Annotated in this window: 19 protein-coding genes and 2 pseudogenes; 8 read left to right on the top strand and 13 right to left on the bottom strand. The window is 68.6% G+C overall.

The window, feature by feature from the left end:
* The first annotated feature begins 113 nt into the window (after positions 1-113).
* From MUU77_RS13185 to MUU77_RS13175, 3 genes and pseudogenes are all read left to right on the top strand, one after another.
* A complete protein-coding gene (locus MUU77_RS13185) occupies positions 114-872 on the top strand; it encodes a hypothetical protein (protein WP_245087692.1) in 759 nt (252 codons plus the stop codon).
* 139 nt (positions 873-1,011) lie between these two features.
* Positions 1,012-2,262: a putative DNA modification/repair radical SAM protein gene (locus MUU77_RS13180; protein ID WP_245087689.1), complete on the top strand. Its 1,251-nt coding sequence runs from the start codon at positions 1,012-1,014 to the stop codon at positions 2,260-2,262.
* A gap of 8 nt (positions 2,263-2,270) precedes the next feature.
* Positions 2,271-3,068, top strand: a pseudogene (locus MUU77_RS13175) (TIGR03915 family putative DNA repair protein); the annotation flags it as partial.
* A 73-nt stretch (positions 3,069-3,141) separates the two neighbouring features.
* On the opposite strand, the gene MUU77_RS13170 reads toward MUU77_RS13175, so the two are convergent.
* From MUU77_RS13170 to MUU77_RS13150, 5 genes are all read right to left on the bottom strand, one after another.
* Positions 3,142-5,733 carry a TonB-dependent receptor gene (locus MUU77_RS13170; protein WP_245087686.1) on the bottom strand — a complete coding sequence of 864 codons (2,592 nt, stop codon included), beginning with the start codon at positions 5,731-5,733 and terminating at the stop codon, positions 3,142-3,144.
* A gap of 326 nt (positions 5,734-6,059) precedes the next feature.
* Positions 6,060-6,461: a GFA family protein gene (locus MUU77_RS13165; RefSeq protein WP_245087683.1), complete on the bottom strand. Its 402-nt coding sequence runs from the start codon at positions 6,459-6,461 to the stop codon at positions 6,060-6,062.
* A 182-nt stretch (positions 6,462-6,643) separates the two neighbouring features.
* Positions 6,644-6,850: a hypothetical protein gene (locus MUU77_RS13160; RefSeq protein ID WP_245087681.1), complete on the bottom strand. Its 207-nt coding sequence runs from the start codon at positions 6,848-6,850 to the stop codon at positions 6,644-6,646.
* 61 nt (positions 6,851-6,911) lie between these two features.
* Complete coding sequence (locus MUU77_RS13155; RefSeq protein WP_305852514.1) at positions 6,912-7,736, bottom strand: p-hydroxycinnamoyl CoA hydratase/lyase; 825 nt, start codon at positions 7,734-7,736, stop codon at positions 6,912-6,914.
* A 40-nt stretch (positions 7,737-7,776) separates the two neighbouring features.
* Entirely contained in the window at positions 7,777-9,363 is a 1,587-nt protein-coding gene (locus MUU77_RS13150) for an AMP-binding protein (protein WP_245087675.1), read from the bottom strand.
* 300 nt (positions 9,364-9,663) lie between these two features.
* Between MUU77_RS13150 and MUU77_RS13145 the strand changes: the two genes are divergently transcribed.
* Positions 9,664-10,464 carry a MarR family winged helix-turn-helix transcriptional regulator gene (locus MUU77_RS13145; RefSeq protein WP_245087673.1) on the top strand — a complete coding sequence of 267 codons (801 nt, stop codon included), beginning with the start codon at positions 9,664-9,666 and terminating at the stop codon, positions 10,462-10,464.
* Between the two features lie 201 nt (positions 10,465-10,665).
* On the opposite strand, the gene MUU77_RS13140 is transcribed toward MUU77_RS13145, so the two are convergent.
* Positions 10,666-11,055, bottom strand: coding sequence for a DUF1428 domain-containing protein (locus tag MUU77_RS13140; protein WP_245094470.1), 390 nt, complete (start codon positions 11,053-11,055; stop codon positions 10,666-10,668).
* Positions 11,041-11,403 (bottom strand): annotated as a pseudogene (locus tag MUU77_RS13135) (DUF1428 domain-containing protein); the annotation flags it as partial. The pseudogene MUU77_RS13135 and the gene MUU77_RS13140, both read right to left, overlap by 15 nt.
* 140 nt (positions 11,404-11,543) lie before the next feature.
* On the opposite strand from MUU77_RS13135, the gene MUU77_RS13130 reads away from it, so the two are divergent.
* Entirely contained in the window at positions 11,544-12,275 is a 732-nt protein-coding gene (locus MUU77_RS13130; RefSeq protein WP_245087670.1) for a hypothetical protein, read from the top strand.
* Here MUU77_RS13130 and MUU77_RS13125 read toward each other — a convergent pair.
* On the bottom strand, positions 12,272-13,375 hold the full coding sequence (locus MUU77_RS13125; RefSeq protein WP_245087668.1) for a DUF1615 domain-containing protein: 1,104 nt from the start codon (positions 13,373-13,375) through the stop codon (positions 12,272-12,274). The two genes, MUU77_RS13130 and MUU77_RS13125, sit on opposite strands and share 4 nt — an antisense overlap.
* 81 nt (positions 13,376-13,456) lie before the next feature.
* Here MUU77_RS13125 and MUU77_RS13120 point away from each other — a divergent pair, with 81 nt between their 5' ends.
* Positions 13,457-14,131: a GNAT family N-acetyltransferase gene (locus MUU77_RS13120; protein ID WP_245087665.1), complete on the top strand. Its 675-nt coding sequence runs from the start codon at positions 13,457-13,459 to the stop codon at positions 14,129-14,131.
* A gap of 4 nt (positions 14,132-14,135) precedes the next feature.
* Here the strand turns inward: MUU77_RS13120 and MUU77_RS13115 are convergent, their stop codons facing one another.
* Positions 14,136-15,173 (bottom strand): helix-turn-helix domain-containing protein, encoded by a 1,038-nt coding sequence (locus MUU77_RS13115; protein ID WP_245087662.1) that lies wholly within the window; start codon positions 15,171-15,173, stop codon positions 14,136-14,138.
* A 100-nt stretch (positions 15,174-15,273) separates the two neighbouring features.
* Between MUU77_RS13115 and MUU77_RS13110 the strand changes: the two genes are divergently transcribed.
* Both MUU77_RS13110 and MUU77_RS13105 read left to right on the top strand, forming a co-directional pair.
* Positions 15,274-16,032: a sterol desaturase family protein gene (locus MUU77_RS13110; RefSeq protein ID WP_245087660.1), complete on the top strand. Its 759-nt coding sequence runs from the start codon at positions 15,274-15,276 to the stop codon at positions 16,030-16,032.
* A gap of 67 nt (positions 16,033-16,099) precedes the next feature.
* Entirely contained in the window at positions 16,100-16,489 is a 390-nt protein-coding gene (locus MUU77_RS13105) for an STAS/SEC14 domain-containing protein (protein ID WP_245087657.1), read from the top strand.
* 196 nt (positions 16,490-16,685) lie between these two features.
* On the opposite strand, the gene MUU77_RS13100 is transcribed toward MUU77_RS13105, so the two are convergent.
* From MUU77_RS13100 to MUU77_RS13085, 4 genes are all read right to left on the bottom strand, one after another.
* Positions 16,686-17,237, bottom strand: a complete 552-nt coding sequence (locus MUU77_RS13100) for a redoxin domain-containing protein (RefSeq protein WP_245087653.1) — start codon at positions 17,235-17,237, stop codon at positions 16,686-16,688.
* Between the two features lie 61 nt (positions 17,238-17,298).
* Positions 17,299-18,042 (bottom strand): hypothetical protein, encoded by a 744-nt coding sequence (locus tag MUU77_RS13095; protein WP_245087650.1) that lies wholly within the window; start codon positions 18,040-18,042, stop codon positions 17,299-17,301.
* 90 nt (positions 18,043-18,132) lie between these two features.
* The gene (locus MUU77_RS13090) at positions 18,133-18,777 is read right to left on the bottom strand and encodes a MarR family winged helix-turn-helix transcriptional regulator (protein ID WP_245087647.1); all 645 of its coding nucleotides are present in this window, start codon (positions 18,775-18,777) and stop codon (positions 18,133-18,135) included.
* 72 nt (positions 18,778-18,849) lie between these two features.
* Positions 18,850-19,383 (bottom strand): hypothetical protein, encoded by a 534-nt coding sequence (locus MUU77_RS13085; RefSeq protein ID WP_245087643.1) that lies wholly within the window; start codon positions 19,381-19,383, stop codon positions 18,850-18,852.
* Position 19,384: the final 1 nt, after the last annotated feature.

The following is a 19,384-nucleotide window of genomic DNA, read 5'->3' as shown; positions in this document are numbered from 1 at the left end:
TTGAATCCAGGCGGCGCGATGTCGCGTAGGGAAAACGCCGCGTGCATGTCGCCGCGGAACTCCACCCATCACCTCTGGATACCATCACCATGAACACAAGGCTGGCTGGCTTGATGCTGTTTGCCGTTTCCGCTCCGGCGTTTGCGGCAGGCCCGGAACAAGGCAAGTTCTCGATGTCGCTGTTCGGTGGCGCGGACACGCCCATCAGCGGCGACGTGCATGACGGCGCGGTGGCGCCCGTGCCCGACCTGGGGCCGCTGAATCCCGACCTGGCCGGCGTCAGCGCCGAGTTGCGCATCCAGCCGCGCAGCCATGAGGACATCTACGACCAGGCTTTCACCTACGGTCTGGAGTTCTCCTACGGGCTGAGCGATCGCGCCGAGGTTTTCGGCCAGGTGCGCCGCACCGAAGCCGACCCGGGCACGGTGCGCGTCGGCGTCGCTTTCGTGCCGGCGCTCAATACCGAGCTTCCGGTCTACGGCACCTTCAGCGATTACAAGGCGCTCAGCCTGGAAGCCGGCTACCGCTACTACTTCATGCAGCCCGGTTCGGCGCGTCCGTTCGTCGCCGGCCGCCTGGGCGCCACCCAGACCGACGACATCCGCGCGACGTTCGAGATACCCGATGCCGCCATCACCATCGCCAACGCGCCGTTCACCGAGAAGAAGTGGGCGGCCACCGCCGGCGTGGACGTGGGCGTGCTGATCCCGGTCAGCGAGGCCTTCAGCATCACTGCGCAGGCCGGCGTGCGCTATGTCGCCGACCTGGAGGGCGACGACAGCGCCATCGGCGGGCTGGGATTGGGATCCATCAACGACACGGGCAAGCGCGTCTCGGTGCCGATCTCCATCGCGGCGCGCTTCGACTTCTGAACGCGTCGCCCACCGCCTCGCGGCTTCGCGGACAGGATGCGTCGCATCCTGTCCGCAAGTGGCCGGCATGCGGCCCCGGCTCCAGGCGCATGTCGCAGCGTCGCAGTCCGTGCACGGGGTCGCTCGCTAGAATCCGGCCATGCAACTGAAAGACAAGCTGGCGATCCTGGCCGATGCGGCCAAGTACGATGCCTCGTGCGCGTCCAGCGGCGCGGGCAAGCGGCATTCGCTGGGCAAGGGCGGCATCGGCAGTACCGAGGGGATGGGCATCTGCCATTCGTACACGCCGGACGGGCGCTGCGTATCCCTGCTGAAGATCCTGCTGACCAATTTCTGCATCTACGACTGCGCATACTGCGTCAACCGCGTCTCCAGCAACGTGCCGCGCGCGCGCTTCGCCACCGCCGAGGTGGTGCGGCTGACGCTGGAGTTCTACAAGCGCAACTACATCGAAGGCCTGTTCCTCTCCAGCGGCATCATCCGCAACGGCGACTACACCATGGAACAGCTGGTGGAGGTGGCGCGCAGCCTGCGCGAGGACCATCGCTTCGCCGGCTACATCCACCTCAAGACCATTCCCGAGGCCTCCCCCGAACTGCTCGCTGCCGCAGGACGCTACGCCGACCGTCTGAGCATCAACGTGGAACTGCCCACCGAGGCGGGCCTGAAGCGGCTGGCGCCGCAGAAGGATGCGCCGGGCATCCGCGCCGCCATGGGCGAGCTGCACACGCGGATCCTGGCGGCGAAGCCGACGAAACAGGAGTCGCAGCCCAAACGCCGGCGCCCGCCGAAATTCGCCCCGGCCGGCCAGAGCACGCAGATGATCGTGGGCGCCGACGCCGCCGACGACCGTGCCATCCTGGTGAGCAGCGACGCGCTGTACCGTCAGTTCCGCATGCGCCGCGTGTATTACTCCGCCTTCAGCCCCATCCCCGACGCCTCCACCCAGCTGCCGTTGCGCGCACCGCCGCTGCTGCGCGAGCACCGCCTCTACCAGGCCGATTGGCTGCTGCGCTTCTATGGATTCGAGGTGAAGGAAATCGTCGAGGACGTCCCGGGGCAGGGCGGCATGCTGGACCTGGACATCGATCCCAAACTGGCATGGGCGCTGCGCCATCCGGACCGCTTCCCGGTGGACATCAATACGGCGCCGCGCGAGATGCTGCTGCGCGTGCCCGGGCTGGGCGCACGCAACGTCCAGCGCATCGTGGATTCGCGCCGGCAGGGCAAGCTGCGCGTGGCCGACCTTGCCCGCCTGCGTGCGCCGCTGCAGAAGCTGCTGCCCTTCGTCGTACTGCTGGACCATCATCCGCGCCAGCGGCTGGACGATCCGGCACGCCTGCGCCGCGACCTGGCGCCGGCACCGCGCCAGGCCGATCTGTTCGGGTGAGGTGCGCGATGTTCCGCGCCACCGTCATGCCGGCCTGGGACCTGGACGCCTGGCGCGCGCAGGCGCGCCACGCCTGGGAGGCCGGGCTGCCGCCGGAGGCCGTGGAATGGCAGGCGGATGGGCAGGGCGAACTGCTCGCCAGCGCGACCGTCGCCGACCAGCCGGTCCGTCGGCGGGGGCTGTCCGTGCCGGCGGACTTCATGGCGCTGGCCGCCGCCGTGCTCTGCCATCGCGATGCCGGCCGGCACGCGTTGCTGTACCGGTTGCTGTGGCGCATCGGCAACGGCGAGCGCGCGCTGCTGGATCGCGCCACCGATGCCGATGTGCATCGCGCGACGCGCTGGGCACAGGCCGTCCGTCGCGATACGCACAAGATGAAGGCGTTCGTCCGATTCCGCCAGGTCGAAGGCCGAGACGACGCTTACATCGCCTGGTTCGAACCGGACCACTACATCGTCGATCGCGTGGCGCCGTTCTTCATGCGCCGCTTCGCCGGGATGCGCTGGGCCATTCTCACGCCCTACCGCAGCGTGCAGTGGGATGGCGGGCAGCTGTGGGCGGGCGAGGGCGCCAGGCGTTCGGACGCCCCGGCCGACGATGCGGAGGATGCGCTGTGGCGCACCTACTACGCCAGCATCTTCAACCCCGCGCGCCTCAATACGCGGATGATGCGGCAGGAGATGCCGCAGAAGTACTGGAAGCATCTGCCCGAAACCCACCTGCTGCCGGAGCTGGTCCGCGAGGCCGGCCGGCGCGTGCGCGACATGGACGAGCGCGAGGCGCAGGGGCCGCGGCGGCGCATTCCCGGACGCCCGCGCACGCCCGGGTGAATCCGGATGCCGTGCCGGTGCCCGACGTCGGGGCACCGGCATGCGGCGATCAGAACTTCCAGCCCACGCGGGCGTAGTAGAAACCCCCGTTGAAGCCATAGGGCGAGTGCACCGGGTAGGCCGCACCGGCGACCGCCGCGCCCCAGGGATTGTCGTCCGGGGTTTCGTCGAACAGGTTCTGTGCGCCGACGTTGACGTACAGACCGGAAGCGAACGTCCAGCCGACTTCGGCATCCACGATGACCGTGCTGTCCTCGTAGATCGGCAGGCCACCGTCTTCCACGGTGATCGCGCCGCTGTCCAGGTGGTCCTCGTACCAGGAGCCGTAGTAGCCCAGGCGGAGGTTGGCGTGGAAGACCTCCCGCTTGTGGTTGACGCTGAAGTAGCCCTTGGTCTTCGGCAGCGATTCCTCGATCTTGTAGACGCGGGCCTCGTCGATGAAGTCCGGGTCGTAGCGGTCGACCTCGGTCTTGTTCCAGTTCGCCGCGAGCGAATAGGTGGTCGTGCCGCCGAAGTGGTCCGTCTCCACGCTGGCCACCAGGTCGACGCCGGTCGTGGTGGTATCGAAGGCGTTGCCGAAGTAGGTGACCGAACTCAACGACGCGGCTTCCGGATTGCCGGAGTCGACCAGGGCGTCGCGCTCTTCGGGCGTCAGCGCGAAGCTGGTGCTGAGTGCGATGCGGTCTTCCACCTCGATGCGGTAGCCGTCCAGCGTGACCAGCCAGTCGCCGCTGCTCCACACCATGCCCAGGGAGAGGTTCTTCGACTCTTCCGGGGTCAGCGGGCGGGAGCCTTTCAGGATGGCGATGGGATTGGTGGGCGGCAGCGTGGCGATGTCCTCCAGCACGCTGCCGTTGAACGCCGTGCTGATCTGGCTGATGTTCGCCTGCCCGGGCGTGGGCGCGCGGAAGCCCGTGTTGTAGGCGCCGCGCAGGGCGAAGGTGTCGGAGACGTCGAAACGCGCCGTCAGCTTGCCGTTGGTGGTGCTGCCGAAGTCATCGAAGTCCTCGTGGCGGATCGCGGCGGCCAGCAACCACTGCTCGGTGAACTGCGCTTCCATGTCGAGGTAGACGGCCCAGTTCTTGCGGTCCCATTCACCGGCGGTGCGCGGGTTGAAGCCGTTGAAGCCGTTCGAGCCCAGCGCGAAGCCTTGTTCGGTCAGCGGACCGATGCCGGTCGAAGCCGCATCGCCGGCCTTCACTTCGAAGCTTTCCTCCCGCCACTCCGCGCCGGCCGACAGACGCACCGGCTGCGCCGTGAACGATGTCTCGATGTCACGACCGACGTCGAAGTTCACGCCTTTCTCGGTCTGGGTGTTGCCGCCGGGACTGAAGCGCAGGCCCGCGGGCTGCGCCGCGCCCAGCGAGGCGTTGACCGTGTTGTAGATGACGAAGTCGATGTCGTTGCGGCCGTAGGTGACGCTGGCATCCCAGTGCCAGGCATTGCCCCAGGTGCCCTTCACGCCGCCGACCACGGACATGTCTTCCAGGCTGCCACCGAAGCGGGGCGTGAAGCCCCCGGGCAGGGTGGAGAGGAAAGTGAAGCAGTTCGAAGGCAGGGCCGCGACCGCGGCGCTCACGGTGCTATACGGAATCAGGTTGCCGGCGCCGTCGCGCAGGGCGATGGTCGGGCAACCCCCGGCGCCGGTGGTGTCGCCGATCAGCAGCGTCGCCCCGCCGTCGTTGGAGTAGACGCCCGAGCGCGCGGTCGGGTCGCGGAAGTAGAAGCCGCCATCGACTTCGCGCTGGGCGTAGTTGCCGAACAGGTACACGTCCACGCTGTCGCCGCTGATACCGAGGTTGGCGACGAACTTCAGGTCATCGTCGACCTTCGGCGAGCCCCAGATCTGCGCCGGCACCGGCACGCCCGGATACCCGGCGGCGATCGCCGCGGCGGCGTCGTTGCGCTGCACGCTGCGCGAGGTGTCGTCCGCCTGGCGCCATTCGGCGGTCAGCGTCGCATAGCCGCGCGCCGTGAGCGGCAGACCGATCTGCGCGGAGTACTGGGTAGTGAAGCCGTCGCCTTCGTAATACTGGCCGGCGAAGGCTTCGAATGCCCCGCCTTCGCTGATCTTCTTCAAGCCGAAGTTGATGACGCCGGCGATGGCATCGGAACCGTACTGCGCGGCCGCGCCATCACGCAGCACTTCCACCTGTTCCAGCGCGAGCGACGGGAAGACGGAAAGATCGGGGCCCTGCGAGCCGTCGGACAGGCCGTGGCCGAGGAAGGTGATCACCGCCGAACGGTGGAAGCGCTTGCCGTTGACCAGCACCAGCGTGTTGTCCGGTGGCAGTCCGCGCAGGTTGGCCGGACGGATCAGGCTGGCCGCGTCGTCGATCGGGATGGTGCTGACATTGAAGGAGGGCACCAGCACGCGCAGCTGGTCGAGCGCGTCGGTGGAACCCTGGTTGCGGAATTCCTCCGCGCCGATGATGTCGATCGGCACGGCCGAAGAGGAAACACTGCGCGGTTGGCCGCGGCTGCCGAGCACCGACACGGTGTCCAGTGTCGTCGCTTCTTCGGTGGCGGTGGGTGTGGGCGGGGGCGGTGTCTCCGTGGTTTGCGCGGCGGCGGTACCGCTGCCGAACAGCATGGCCGCCAGGCCCCATTTCACGGCGGACGCCAACGGCGCCCGGGTCATTCGTACGTACGGTTCCGCTGTCTTGCCCATGTGTCGCGCCCCTGAACGAAGTGTGGTGGTGGAGGCCCTCTGTCCGGTGTCGCGATGACGCATCGCGGCACGGCGTCTGCACCATAGGGGCCGGGAATCCACACGAAGTGCGGCGCGTGTCACACGACGAATCACAGAAGCACGAAAGTAACCTTCGTTATTCGATACGCTTCGCGCGCCGCGCACAGCCGTGGTGCGGATTTTCACGTCGTCTTCGCATGACGAACCATTTGCGTGCTAACGCCGCGGCTATCCACGCCGCGCGTTCGACAATGTGAAGGAGGGGGCCGCCTTTCTCAGGGTTGACGGGGGAACGCCTGCAGCGCCGGGTCGATGACCGCCCAAGCCGGCGCCGAGTCGGTCCAGATGACGGTGGTCGGCGCGATGCCGGTGGCATCGTCGAGCGTGCCGGCCCGGATCACCATGCGTTCGGTGTTCTCGCGCGCCTGGCTGAACATCGGCGTGCCGCAGCGCGGGCAGAACGAGCGCCGCATGTGGTTGCCGCTCTCGGCAACGCTCTCCCAGCCACTCAGTCCGCCCTCCACCTGCACGGCCGCGCGCGGTACCAGCAGGTTCACCGCGGCGTTGCCGGTGGTCCAGTACTGGCAGTCGCGGCACCAGCACAGTCGCACGGCAAAGGGCTCCGCGCTCAGCGTGTAACGCACCGCGCCGCAGCGGCATCGGCCTGTCCGGGTCATCTTCCATCTCCGTGCCGGGAGGCGGATACCGTAACGGTCCGCTGGCTCCAGCGGAAGCGGCGCCAGGTTGAACGGGTTGAAGACGGTATCGCGGAACGCTCGCTACGCGGGGTGCACGGCGTTCCCTGTGCGCGTCCATGCCGGGCACGAAAGCCGGATGCTGTCCGCTATCGCCGCGGTCACTACGTGCAGATCGCGGCCTGCAGAAGGCCACGCATGGCATCGCCGAAAGGCGGGTGCATCATGTGTTCCGCTTCCGCCATCCTGCTCTGGTGATAGACCGCGCGCGGATACGAGAAGGTCAGGAAATCGAACTTGCCGTGATAGGCGCCCATGCCGGAATGGCCGACGCCGCCGAAGGGCAGGCCTTCCGCGGTGACATGGCTCATGCAGTTCCTCCGCGGGGTCGAGGATCAGGGTCGGAGGATCCACCCAGTGGGCCGGCGGTGTTCAGCGGTTGCGTTTGTAGGCGCCGAGCCCCGGCTGGTAGGTCTTGTCGTCGAGGAACTGCTTCAGCCCCTCGTCGCGTCCCTTGGTCTTGTCGAGAAACAGCATCTGCTCCAGCTTGGCGTAGATGTAGTCGTCGGCGAGGTCCCACGGCAGGTCGCGCACGCGCTTGTAGGTGTCCTTGGCGGCCTTCAGGGTGACAGGGTTCTTTTCCAGCAGGCTGGCGCAGATCGCGCGGACCCGGGTTTCCAGGTCCGCAAGCGGCACGGCCTCGTTGACCAGGCCCATTTCCGCGGCCTTGCGTCCGCCGAAAAGTTCGCCGGTCATGATGTAGTAGAGAGCGTCGCGGTGGCGCATCACCTCGGCGACCGCGCGGGTGACGTTGCCGCCCGGCAGGATGCCCCAGTTGATTTCGGACAGGCCGAAATTCGCTTCCTCGGCAGCGATGGCGAGATCGCAGGAAACCAGCGGCGTGAAGGCGCCGCCGAAGCACCAGCCGTTGACCATGGCGATCGTCGGCTTCTCGAAATACATCAGCCGGCTCCACCAGCCGCCGGACTGGCGCCGCGCCTTCAACGTGGCGTCGCGTGGCTTGCCGTCGTTTTCGCGGAAGTATTCCTTCAGATCCATGCCGGCCGACCAGGATGCGCCGGCGCCGCGCAGGACCAGGACGCCGCAGCGCTCGTCCCCTTCGAGCTCGTCGAGCACTTCGAGCATCCGGGCGTTCAGGGCCGGGTTCATCGCATTGCGCTTCTCCGGGCGGTTGAGGGTCACGAAGGCGATGCCGTTGTCGAATTCGACAAGGACAAGGGATTTCATTTCAGTCATTGGGGCACTCCATGGGTTTCGAGTGAAAGGCCGGGGCGCTTCACGAAGGGTTCCGTTGCAGGGTCTGGTCGGGATGGAAATGGCGCAGAAGATGCTTCTGCACCTTGCCGGAGGCGGTGCGGGGAATGGTGTCGACAAGGAGGATGCGGGCCGGGCGCTTGAAGGCGGCGAGCCGTGCCGCGCAATGACCGGCGATCTCTTCGCCGGTTGCCGTCGCGCCGGGCCGCAGCACGACATGGGCGATGCCGCATTCGCCCCAGCGGCTGTCGGGAACGCCGACCACCGCGGCGTCGAGCACGTCCGGATGGGTGGCGAGCGCCGCTTCGATTTCGGCGGGGTAGACATTCTCGCCGCCGCTGATATACATGTCCTTCAGCCGTTCGACGATGCTGTAGAAGCCGTTTGGCCCGCGTCGGCCGAGATCGCCGGTGCGGTACCAGCCGTCGGTGAAGGCGGCAGCGGTTTCCTGCGGCTTGTTCCAGTAGCCGGGCGTCACCGACGGCCCGCGCAGCCAGAATTCGCCGATCTCGCCCTCCTTCACTTCGCGACCCTCATCGTCGACGATGCGGATGTCGAGCAACGGCGCGGGAAGGCCGACGCTGCCGGGATTGTCCTCGACCGCGCGCCGGTCGATCGGCACATGCAGCGCCGTTCCCGCCTCGCTCATGCCGTAACCGTTGACCAGGGCAACGCCGTCGGCGAGATAGCTCTCGGTCAGCGCCTGGGTGAGCGGCGCGCCACCCACGATGAAGGCGCGAAGCCCGGCGAGCGCTGCGGCGCTATAGGTGGGATCGTCGCGCAACGCGAGCGCGATCTGCGGCACCGCGAAGTAATGGGTAATGGCAAGCTGCGGATCGGCAAGCGCTGCCAGCGTCCTGGCCGGGGTGAAGCGGTCGGAGATGACGAGCCTGCCGCCCAGCATCAAGGTGGTGCGCGCGACCGCGATCAGCCCGATCGTGTGGAAGAACGGCAGGTCGCACAGGGCGACCGAGCCGGGGCCGATCTCTCCGGCGAAGGAAAAATTGAGGGCGGCGAAGAAGGCGTTGCGACGGGTGATGATGACGCCCTTCGGCTGCCCCGTCGTACCCGACGTGTAAAGCAGGACGCAGGCCGCGTCGGCGTCGGCGGGCACCGGTCCGACCGGGACGCCCGCCTCGATCCGCGCGGCCAGGCCGTCCCGACCCTCCGCGGTGGATAGCGTCGTCATCTGCGGGACGGCGCCCGCGATGCTTTCCGCGGTTGCCGCAAATTCCTCGTCGTGGACCAGGAGCGCGGGCGCGCAATCGGCAAGGATCGGCCGAAGCTCGGTGGCGTTGAGGCGCCAGTTGAGTGGCACGTACACGGCGCCGGCGCGCTGGCAGGCGAAGGCGAGCACTAACGAGTCCATGGCGTTGCGCGCCAGCATGGCGACACGTGCGCCGTCCTGCCGTGGCCCGAGCAACGCCTGCAGGAAGCCCGCGCAGCGGGCGACGCGGGCATCGAGCGCGGCGTAGGTGAGCTGCCTGCCGGTGGCGATCTCGAACAGGGCCGGACGATCCGGCGCGACGCGGGCGCGGTAAAGGATCGGATCGTCCTTCACCAGTCCGCAATCCACCGGTGAAGCCATGCCGGAAAAGAACGGGGCCATTCTCTCCTCCCATGCCTGCCGCCCTTCCGCGACAGGCAGCAAATTGTATGCAACACATACTAATATTTTCTGGACGGAATGCAAGGGCCTCTGCAGCAGAACCGACGGTCGGATGAGCGCGGGAAAATATGGCCGGCCGCCACGACACGGATATCGACCAAACGACGGATTCCGAGGGTCCTGAGGCTTGGCGAGGCGGGCACTGCCCCCGCGATTGCCTGTTCAGGTGTTACCTTTGAGAGGAGACGCCATGAGCCGGGTGATGGAAGAAGCGGTCGAGCGATGAAGGGTGCGGCGCGGGTGCTGGAGATCATCCAGGACAGGACGACGGCCCGGGCCAGCCGGCCGTTGGACATGCCGCGCTCCAGGCGCGGGCCGGAGAATGTGCTGCGCGCCACGCCCGGGGATGTGCGCGAGCAGCACCAGCGGCAGCCCGAAGGGCTGGAGGCGTACGGCGAGGCGAAGCGGGAGCCGCGCGCGAGAAGATGTGGCGTGCCCTGCCGGGCAACGACGAGGCCTGGGGGTCACGATCCAGCAGGGCTTGCGGGCGGACCGGACCGCTGCGCCGCCGAAGGTGAGGCCCGGACGGGCCGAACCGACCAAGGTCTTGAAGGAACGATGGATACAAAACCACACCAGAACCATATCGAGAGTGCAGACGCTGCCGCGCCGGGGCTCGACGTCGGCCGGCTAGGCGGTCTGCTGGGGTTCCACCTGCGCATGGCGCATGTCGCGGTCTATCGCGATTTTGCCGAGACCATGGCCGAACTGGGTCTGACGCAGAAGCAACTGGCGGTGATGGAGTTGCTCGAGGGCAATCCCGGCTCGTCGCAGATCGATCTGGCCAACACGCTCGGTACCGACCGGGCAACGATGATGGCCCTGGTCAATCGACTGGCATCCCGGGACCTGATCGAGCGCCAGCCCTCCGTGGCAGACCGCCGGCGCCAGGAACTTCATCTGACGAAGGCAGGAACAGCGATCCTCGCGCAGGCGCGCAAGCTTATCGACCAGCATGAACAACGTTTCACCGCCCTTTTCGGAAGGGAGGAAATGGACGCGCTGCTGCTGGCATTGAAACGCATCTACACGGGGCACTGAAACCTGCATCGTTTTTCCGATGTCCCGGTTGCGGCCCGAGGTCCTGATCGACAAGCGTTCGGACGCCCAGCGCGGCTTGTCGACCGCCATGGGCCCGCACGCACCGGGCCGAGCCCTCCGGTTTCGCAGGCCATCGCCGTTCTCCCGGTGCATGCTGATACATCCAGCGCAGGGCGTGACGGGCGATGGCGCTTGCGAACCCTAGCCGCGCAGTTCCACCACCGGGGTGAATCCACCGAACACCATGCGCTGGCCGTCGAACGGCATCGGCGGATTGTCCTTGTTGGAAGGGTCCATGCGCGGGTCTTCCATCATCTTCCGCATGCCGGCATCGCGCGTGGCCTTGTCCGGCCATTCCACCCACGAGAACGCGACGGTCTCGTCGTCCCTGGCCTCCACCGCGCGGAAGAAATCCGTCTGTTTGCCGCGCGGCACGTCGTCGCCCCAGCCTTCGATGATGCGGGTGGCGCCGAAGCCCATGAAGAGGGTGTCGAAGGTGGTGGCGTAGTCGGTGAACGCCGCCTTGCCCCCGGTCGGCGCGGCGAGGATGAAGCCGTCCACGTAAGACGAGGGCGTGGCGCCGTCGCCCAGTTCCAGCGTCGGCACGAAACCGCCGTAGATCAGGCGCTTGCCGTCGAACGGCATGGGATTGTTCTCCGGCGACATGCGCGGGTCGTCCATCATCTTCTTCATGCCCGCGTCGCGCGTGGCCTTGTCGGGCCATTCGATCCACGAAAACACCACGCTCTCCTCGGGCGAGGCCTGCACGGCGCGGCGGAAGTCGGTGACCTTGCCGTCCGGCACGTCGTCGCCCCAGCACTCGACCACGCGGGTGGCGCCCTGTTCGATGAACACGGGGTCGCCCAGGCTGGCGTGGTCGATGAACTTCTGCTTGTTGGCGGTGGGCACCGCGGCCACGAAACCGTCGATGTACGGCATGGGGAAACCTCCGGAAGCACGGCGCCGGGATGGCGCCTTCCTGAACGCGACGAACGGGCGAGGCGGAATTCGACAGGCGGTTGGCCGGTGCCTGCCGGCCGGGGCGTTCAACCTGCCACGATCAGGACGAAGGTGGCGTGATGGCGGTTTCTGCAACGGGCGCGGCAGTGCGCCGGCCGGGCCCATGGGGCATCGGCAGCGGCGTATGGATGTGGGCTCTGCTGGCCCTGGTGGGTGTGGGCTTCTGGAAGACCTATTTCAGCAGGCTGGACTTGGCCGATGCGGTCACCCACCTGCATGCCGGCCTGATGCTGGCCTGGATGGCGATGCTGCTGGTGCAGCCCTGGCTGATCCGCACGCGGCGCACGGCGCTGCACCGGCAGGTGGGCCAGTTCTCCTACGGCGTGATGCCCGGCGTGCTGCTGACGGCGCTGTGGCTGTCGCAGTTGCGCATGGCGGCCGCCCCGCCGGAGATGTTCGGCCTGCAGTCGATGCTGCTGTACCTGGGCACCGCCGCGTCGCTGATGCTGGCGCTGTTCTGGGGCCTGGCCATCGTCCATCGCCGCGAGCCGGCGCTGCACGCGCGCTACATGGTCGCCACTGCGCTGGTGATGATCGATCCCGCGGCCGCCCGCCTGATGCTGGCGCTGCTGCCCGAGGGGGCGCGCTTCAATCCCTCCTGGGGAGGCTATGCGGTGACGTTCGCGATACTGGCGGTGTTGATCTGGTTCGACCGCGCCGCACCGCGCGGACGCGGCGTCTTCCGCTTCGTCGCCGTGGTGTTCGCGCTGAACTTCGTGCTGATGCACGTGGTGCCGGGCACGGCCACGTGGCAGGCCTATGCCCGTTGGTGGGCGGGCCTGGGCGGCTAGCGCTGCAGGCAGCGCCGGTAGCGCTCATCCACGCGGGTGGCGAACCAGGCCGTGGTCAGCTCGCGGGTGATCTTCGGGCTCTCCAGCGCGATCCCGGGTATCACCGCACGCGGCAGCGGCCTGCCGGCGCGGGCCTCGGCCAGCGCATACAGCCGGCCGTAGAGCGCGGTGTCGTCGAAATCGAGGCGGTTGCCGCGCTGCAGGGCTTCGCGGATCGCGCGCTCATCCATGCGCAGCTGGCCGGCCAGGCTGCGCACGGCGCGTTCGGTCTGCCCGGGCTCATCCATCGGGGCGCCCGGGTCGAGCAGGTCGCCATCGAGCGCCAGGGTCACGCCGGCCGCGATGCCCACCGCACTCTGGAATGCGGCATTGCGGCTGGCGTACCAGCCGGCGTTGTAGTCGGCGAAGCGGTGCACCTTGCGGGTGTACGGCGTCCGGTAGCCCAACAGATGGGCGATGCCGAAGTACAGGCCGCCGCGCCGGGTGAAGACCTCGTCGCGGATGCTGCCCTCGACCGGATACGGGTAGTGCGAGGCATTGGCTTCGGCGAACGGGATGCTCACCTGCATGGGCCCGCCGGTCTGCACGGGGTTGTAGTCGGCGAACAGCCGCCTGCCCAGGGGTACGCTGCCGATCATGTCTTCGTAGATGTCGCTGAGGTCGCGCTCGGTGCGCACGTCGCGCAGGCGGTCGGCGTAGCGGCGGCCGTCGGGCGAACGTATCGCCAGCGCCGCGTCGACCATGAACGCCGGTACGTGCAGTGCGGCCGCACGCCGGTCGATCTCTGCGCGCGCGATCTTCGGCAGGTTGGCGACCGCCGGGTTGGCGACGTAGCCGGATTCCTGCTCGATGATGGCCAGCACCGAGCAGATGTTTTCGCGGGTGGGTTCGATGCGCTGCGCGGCGAAGGCGGTCTGGATGTCGGCCGCCCAGCGCTCGCGCTCGGCCACCTTCGCCGGCATGCGCCGCACGATTTCGCTGCGCGTGTCCGCCGGAGGGCGCGTGGGAGCGGGCGGGGCGGTGACGCAGCCGGCCAGCAGCAGGACGCATGCCAGGGTCGCGGCGCGGCGCAGGAAGCGGAAGGCGGGCGATGTCGTCATGCGCGCAGCATACGGAGCGCCCCCGTCGGATGCACCGGGGGCCCTTCGTGGATAATCCTGATTCCTGCCGCGTGCACGCCGATGACGACGCCCCTCGACAACCCGTTCTGGTCCGCCCTGGCTTCGATCCACGCCGGCATCGCCCTGCGCGCCGGCGACGTGGCGCGCTATCCGGCCGACCATGCGCCCTTCCTGGGCGTGGCCCATGCGGGGGTGCACGTGGGCGATGCGCTCGGACGCCTGGTGGCGCCGGGGGAGTCGGTGTACCTGCTCGGGGTGGTCCCCGCGCTGCCGGCAGGATGGCAGCTGCAGGCCTTCCGGCCGCTCGCGCAGATGGTCTGCGACGCGCCGCTGGCGCCGGTGGAGGGCCCGGAGATCGCGCCGCTGGGCGAGGCGCAGCGCGCCGACGTGCTGGCGCTGACCGCCCGGGTGTATCCGCACTATTTCCGCACGCGGACCATGGACATGGGGCGCTACTTCGGCATCTACCGCGATGGCCGCCTGGCCGCGATGATCGGTGAGCGGCTCGGCGACGACGGCCACCGCGAGATGAGCGCCATCTGCACGCATCCGGACTTCAACGGCCATGGCTACGCGCGGCGCCTCACCGCCTGGCTGAGCAACGACACCCTGGCGCACGGGCGGCAGCCGTTCCTGCACGTCAGCTACGAAAACGTGCGGGCGAAGGCGTTGTACGAGCGGCTGGGATACCGCGTGCGGCGCGACATCGGTTTCTGGTCGTTGCGCCGCGCCTGATCGGCTAGCGCGTACCTGCTTCCTGCAGCATCCGCCGCATGCCGCCGAAGCGCCGACGGTACTGGGCGGGCGACAGGCCCACCTTGCGACGGAACAACCGGCTGAAGTAGGCCGCGTCCTCGTAGCCCACGGCCTGGGCGATGGCTTCGACGGCATCGTCGCCGGCTTCCAACTGCTGCTTGGCTTCCTCCAGGCGCAGCGTGTGCACGTATTCCAGCGGCGACAGTCCGGTGGCCTGCTGGAAGCGGCGCGCGAACGTGCGCTCGGCCAGGCCGCTGGCCTGCAGCATGCCGGCGACGGGCGAGGGCGTGTCGTAGTGCTGCGCGATCCACACCTGCGCCTGCGAGACGGCCGCGTCGGACGTCGTCCGCGTGCGCGCCAGGCTCGCGAACGGCTGTTGACCGGTCTGGTGCCAGTCGATCAGGAACACGCGCGCGGTCTGCATGGCGCATTCGATCCCGGCCACGCGCGCGATCAGGTAAAGCGACAGGTCGTGCCAGCTGGAACCGCCGCCGCCCATCACCAGCCGCTGGTCGGGGCCGGCGCTGACGACCACGCGCTGCGGGTGCACGCGCACGTTGGGGTGGCGCGCGGCGAGCGCGTCGCAATACGCCCAGTGCGTGGTGGCGTCGTGGCCATCGAGCAGCCCGGTTTCGGCCAACAGCATGGCGCCGGTGCAGGCCGCGGCGATCACGCTGCCGCGCGCGTGGCAGTCGCGCAGCCAGCGCGCTTCCTCTTCGTAGCCGTGCAGAACGATGTCGCCGGGATAGATCGCCAGGTCGGGAATGCAGATGTAGTCGGGCGCGGGCAGGTCGCGCAGGGCGGCCTGGGGGGTGACGACGATGTCGTTGACGACGTTCAGCGGGGTGGTGTCGCGCGCCACGATCAGCGGATGGAAGACCGATTCGCCCGGGGGCAGGCCGATCATCGCGGGCCAGTCGCGACCGGCCGAGTGGAACAGGTCGTACATGCCGTACAGCACCGAGGCGGCGGCGCCGTGGGTGGCGAGCAGGGCGATGGTGGGGCGTTCGCGGCGCGGCATGACGGAAATGTCAGGTTGGCGGCGGAAATGGCTGCGGTGGCACGGCGCGAGGGCCCGTATCGTGCCGCCTCCCCCGTAGTAGACCAGAGCCGTTACCGCCATGCCAACGCCCCTCGAACTGCTTCTCCATCCGCTGTCCTTCGCCTTCTTCGGCATGTACGCCATGCTGATGCTGTGGGAGGCGATCGCCCCCGCGCGCACCCTGCCGCGCATCGCCCGCTGGCGCACGCGGGGCGTGCTGGCGGCGGTGTTCTACTTCCTGCTGTCCTCGTACCTGCCCATGCTGTGGACCCGGTTCCTGCTGCCGCTGCAGCTGTTCGACCTCAGCCATCTGGCGTGGCCGGCCGGTGGGCTGGTGGGTCTGCTGGTCTACCAGGCCTGCGCGTATGCGTGGCATCGCGCCATCCACGGCAACGACTGGCTGTGGCGCTTCGGCCACCAGCTGCACCACAGCACCGAGCGGCTGGATACCTTCAGCGCGTTCTGGTTCAGCCCGCTGGACACGTTGGGCTGGACGGCCGTGGGCAGCCTGGCCCTGACGGTGATCGTCGGCCTCAGTCCGGAAGCCACCACGGCGGCGCTGCTGGCGGCCACGCTGCTGGCCATGCTGACCCATACCAACGTGCGCACGCCACGCTGGCTGGGCTGGTTCGTCGAGCGGCCGGAAATGCATTCCTGGCACCATGCGCGAGGGCTGCACCGGCACAACTACTCCGAACTTCCGGTATTCGACCTGTTGTTCGGCACCTTCCACAATCCGCGCGAGTTCGCGCCGCGGACGGGCTTCCACGAGGGTGGTTCTTCGCGCGTCATCGAGATGGTGATGGGGCGCGACGTGGCCCGCGATCCAGCTTCGTGAAGCCTTGTTGACACCCTGGTGCGCGGCGGCGGCTATGGTCGCCGCTTCCGCATGAGGGAGTGGACGCATGATCGAAATCCTGGCCAGCCTGCCGCACGTCGCCGCCTACCGTTTCACCGGCCAGTTGACGGGCGAGGACTATGACGCCTGCATCGCGGACCTGGAGGCGCGGTTGGCGCGGTTCCCGCGCATCGCCGTGCTCAGCGACCTGAGCGACCTGCAGGGCATTTCGCTGGAAGCCGTCGGCAAGGACCTGCGCTATGCGGCCTCCAAGCTGGGCGAGCTTGGCCGTTTCGCGCGCGCAGCCCTGGTCACCGACAAGCGCTGGCTGGTGGCGGCCACCGGGGTCGCGGCGCACCTGCTGCCGCACACCGACCTGCGCACGTTCGCGCAGGATGAGCAGGGGCTGGCGCTTGCCTGGGCGGAGGAGTTGGACCCGCACGCCCCGTCGCCCTGATCCGCTAGGGGAACAAGGCGCCGCCGAGCACCGCCAGCGTCATCCCCAGGCCCATGAAGCCCAGGCGGTGGAGCAGCGTGAAGGGCACGGGAGCGGGTGAGCGGGGCATGGTGCTATCCAACCGTGAGTGGCGCGAACGCACCGTGAAGCCCCTGTGTCCATTCGAACGCCGCCGACGGACGGGACCGGCCAAGGGTCAGGCGGGCAGGGCGCAGCCCTCGGGCCCGCAGCCCGGCACGGTGTCCTGGGCCCGCGGCGACGCCCGCGCACTGCCCTGCGCCTCCAGCACCAGCGCCGCGGCCTGCGCGCCCAGCACCAGATCGCCGACCTGGCCGAAGTGCTGGTGGCGGATACGGCCTTGGGCGTCGATCAGCACCAGGGTCGGCGTGCCGCGCATGGCGTAGGCCGCCATGGTCTGCGGGATGCCGCCCTGCCCGCCGGGTCGGTCCACGCCGACCGGGAACGGGATGCGGTACTCGTGCAGGAAGGCTTCCAGCGCCAGCGGCGTCATCGCCGCGTGGTGCTCGAACACGGTGTGCAGTCCGACCACGGCCACCTGCTCCGCGGGGAACGTCGCGTGCACGCGCGCGGCCTGCGGCAGGCCGTGCGACACACAGCCGGGGCACAGCATCTGGAAGGCTTCCAGCACGATGACCTTGCCGCGGAGTGCGTCCAGCGAAAGCGGACGGGAGGTGTTGAACCAGCGGTCCACCTGCCACGGTGGCGCCGGGCGATCGAGGGTGTTCATGGAGATTGTCTCCGGGGGCGCGCGGCCGGTCCGGCATGGACCGGCCGCGCCGGGAGCCGGTTTACTGGTTGGGCTTGCCGGGCAGGCTGAGGTTGCCGGAGGCGACCTTGAACACGTCCACCACGCACAGCAGCGGCGCATGCACGCTGGCGTTGACGCGCAGGCCCGCGGTGACACCGTCGAAGCCGCCAGCGGTGACCACGCCGATATCGTCGAACGGCACCTTCACTTCCACCGTCCCGGCATTGAGCGTCGGGCTCCAGCCCGGGCTGTCGAGCAGGATCGGGAAGCCGGGCCAGGTCTTGGGCAGGCGCGGCTTGCTGCCTTCGGGAATGTCGACCACGCCCAGCGCGCCGGGACCGCAGGCGTCGTTCGGCTTCAGCACGACCCAATGGCTGTGCCAGAGGTTGCCGTCGTTGTCGCGCCTGCCGTCGCCGTTCTCGTCGTACAGCGGCGTGTCGTCGAAATCCGGATGCGCGGTGACCGCCATCGCCAGGATGCCGGCGCCCTTCTCGAAACCGACCTCGTAGGGATCCAGGGTGGTCGGCCACACGTAGGAGAACACGTCGCTGCCGGCCAGCTTGCCGGTGGCGGCAGGCGTGCTCTTGCCGGCCTTGCCGGACACGGCCATGTGGAACGTGGCGATGTTCCTGTCGGTGGTGATCCTGGTATGGACGATGTCGAAATCGGCGGTCACCGCCTTGTTGGCGGCAGACGGGATGCCGCCGTCGTGGGCGTGCACGCCGCCGATGGCCAGCGCGAGTGCGGCGGCCAACGCGAAACGTCGGGGGGTGTTCTGGCGCATAATGAAGTTCCTCTTGCTTGCTCTCGTAGGTGGGTGGGAGGTACCGGGCGGCGTCCGATTGCAGTCGGGCGCCGTCCTTCTTCTTTCCGCCTAGGGCGGAGTCTGTTGGCGGAAGCGAAGGACGCTTCCGCGGCGGATGTCGTCGTCGGCGGGCCGCTGCTCGGCACAGTCCACCCGTAGTTCAGCGTCGCCGAACGGCTTGTCGACGAACGCGCAGACGTGTGGGGCATCGCGCCGGCCCGAGGCGAACGGCCGGAAGAATTCGCAGCCCAGGCAGGTCCGCAGGCCGGTGGCCAGGCCCTGCTCCTGCGCTTCATTGACCAGCAGCTGGGTGACGCGCAGCAATGCGCCGAGATCGGCTTCGCCCAGCGCCTCGACCAGCGGGCCCATGCCCCGGTCCGGGCGCTGCAACTGTACCGCCATGCGCGATCCGGCCGCGGTCAGTCGTACGCGCGCGGCGCGCGCATCGACGGGGTCGGGCGTGCGGCGGATCCACCGCTTGCCTTCCATCGCCTTCAACGATTCGCTGAGACTGGCCGGCGACACGCCCAGGCGTGCGGCGATCTGCCGCGCGCGCATGCCGTCCGCCGTGCCTTCGAGCATGCTCAGGACGGCCGATTGGGTCGGCGGCAGCGAAGGCGTGCCGTCCTGCCGCCAGGATTGCGCACGCACCAGGTGGGCGAGCTGTTCCAGGCCCCGCGTGGCCTGCCTGCGTTGGAAGGACGGATCGTTCATGTCAATAAGTTAGGAGTCCTAACTATATAAGTCAACGGCCGTTCGTCGGCGCGGGAGGGCCGGCCCGTTCCCTCACCAATGCATCATCGGCAGGGGGTCCAGCGGATGCCGCCACAGCCGCCGCAGCGTCAGGGCCGCCAGGCGCCGGTGGAAGCCCGCATTGGGGAAGGCGGCGATGACCTCGCGCACCGCGGCGCGCGGCAGGCCGAAACGGCGCAGGCCGCGACTGACATCGACCCAGTCCGCGCGCCGGAACGTTTCCACGCTGGCGCGTGTTCCCGGCGGCGTCTGCCGGACCTTGTGGTGCGCATCGATCATCGCGTCGACGTCGTCGCACCAGTCGGTGCGGCCGGAGGTCTGCAGGTGGGCCCTCGCCAGTTCGCGCGACGGGGGCAGGTAGTCGAACGTGCCGGCCGTCCAGATGCCCAGGTCGTGGAAGGCCACGGCGATGCTCAGCTTCTCCAGCGCCTCCGCATCGCCCGGCGCCAACAGCCAGTAGAAGTTCGCCACCCGGTACGCATGGTGGCGGTACCCGATGGCGTCTTCGCCCAATGACGCCGCGTGCGCTTCGAGCAGTCCGTCCAGCGTGGGCAGCGCGGTCAGCATG

The sequence above is a fragment of the Pseudoxanthomonas sp. F37 genome (genome assembly GCF_022965755.1).
Taxonomy (GTDB): Bacteria; Pseudomonadota; Gammaproteobacteria; order Xanthomonadales; family Xanthomonadaceae; genus Pseudoxanthomonas_A.
Note: the sequence above shows the minus strand (reverse complement) of the source record. Positions and strands in the feature narration are given on the sequence as shown.

Bases quoted from the DNA above. Each gene is read 5' to 3' on its own strand.
- MUU77_RS13125 (WP_245087668.1), bottom strand. From the start codon at position 13,375: ATGACGACATCGCCCGCCTTCCGCTTCCTGCGCCGCGCCGCGACCCTG.
- MUU77_RS13115 (WP_245087662.1), bottom strand. From the start codon at position 15,173: ATGCCGCGCCGCGAACGCCCCACCATCGCCCTGCTCGCCACCCACGGC.
- MUU77_RS13170 (WP_245087686.1), bottom strand. From the start codon at position 5,733: ATGACCCGGGCGCCGTTGGCGTCCGCCGTGAAATGGGGCCTGGCGGCC.
- MUU77_RS13150 (WP_245087675.1), bottom strand. From the start codon at position 9,363: ATGGCCCCGTTCTTTTCCGGCATGGCTTCACCGGTGGATTGCGGACTG.
- MUU77_RS13185 (WP_245087692.1), top strand. From the start codon at position 114: ATGCTGTTTGCCGTTTCCGCTCCGGCGTTTGCGGCAGGCCCGGAACAA.
- MUU77_RS13100 (WP_245087653.1), bottom strand. From the start codon at position 17,237: ATGAACACCCTCGATCGCCCGGCGCCACCGTGGCAGGTGGACCGCTGG.
- MUU77_RS13110 (WP_245087660.1), top strand. From the start codon at position 15,274: ATGCCAACGCCCCTCGAACTGCTTCTCCATCCGCTGTCCTTCGCCTTC.
- MUU77_RS13165 (WP_245087683.1), bottom strand. From the start codon at position 6,461: ATGACCCGGACAGGCCGATGCCGCTGCGGCGCGGTGCGTTACACGCTG.
- MUU77_RS13105 (WP_245087657.1), top strand. From the start codon at position 16,100: ATGATCGAAATCCTGGCCAGCCTGCCGCACGTCGCCGCCTACCGTTTC.
- MUU77_RS13160 (WP_245087681.1), bottom strand. From the start codon at position 6,850: ATGAGCCATGTCACCGCGGAAGGCCTGCCCTTCGGCGGCGTCGGCCAT.
- MUU77_RS13085 (WP_245087643.1), bottom strand. From the start codon at position 19,383: ATGCTGACCGCGCTGCCCACGCTGGACGGACTGCTCGAAGCGCACGCG.
- MUU77_RS13155 (WP_305852514.1), bottom strand. From the start codon at position 7,736: ATGACTGAAATGAAATCCCTTGTCCTTGTCGAATTCGACAACGGCATC.
- MUU77_RS13095 (WP_245087650.1), bottom strand. From the start codon at position 18,042: ATGCGCCAGAACACCCCCCGACGTTTCGCGTTGGCCGCCGCACTCGCG.
- MUU77_RS13090 (WP_245087647.1), bottom strand. From the start codon at position 18,777: ATGAACGATCCGTCCTTCCAACGCAGGCAGGCCACGCGGGGCCTGGAA.
- MUU77_RS13120 (WP_245087665.1), top strand. From the start codon at position 13,457: ATGACGACGCCCCTCGACAACCCGTTCTGGTCCGCCCTGGCTTCGATC.
- MUU77_RS13130 (WP_245087670.1), top strand. From the start codon at position 11,544: ATGGCGGTTTCTGCAACGGGCGCGGCAGTGCGCCGGCCGGGCCCATGG.
- MUU77_RS13180 (WP_245087689.1), top strand. From the start codon at position 1,012: ATGCAACTGAAAGACAAGCTGGCGATCCTGGCCGATGCGGCCAAGTAC.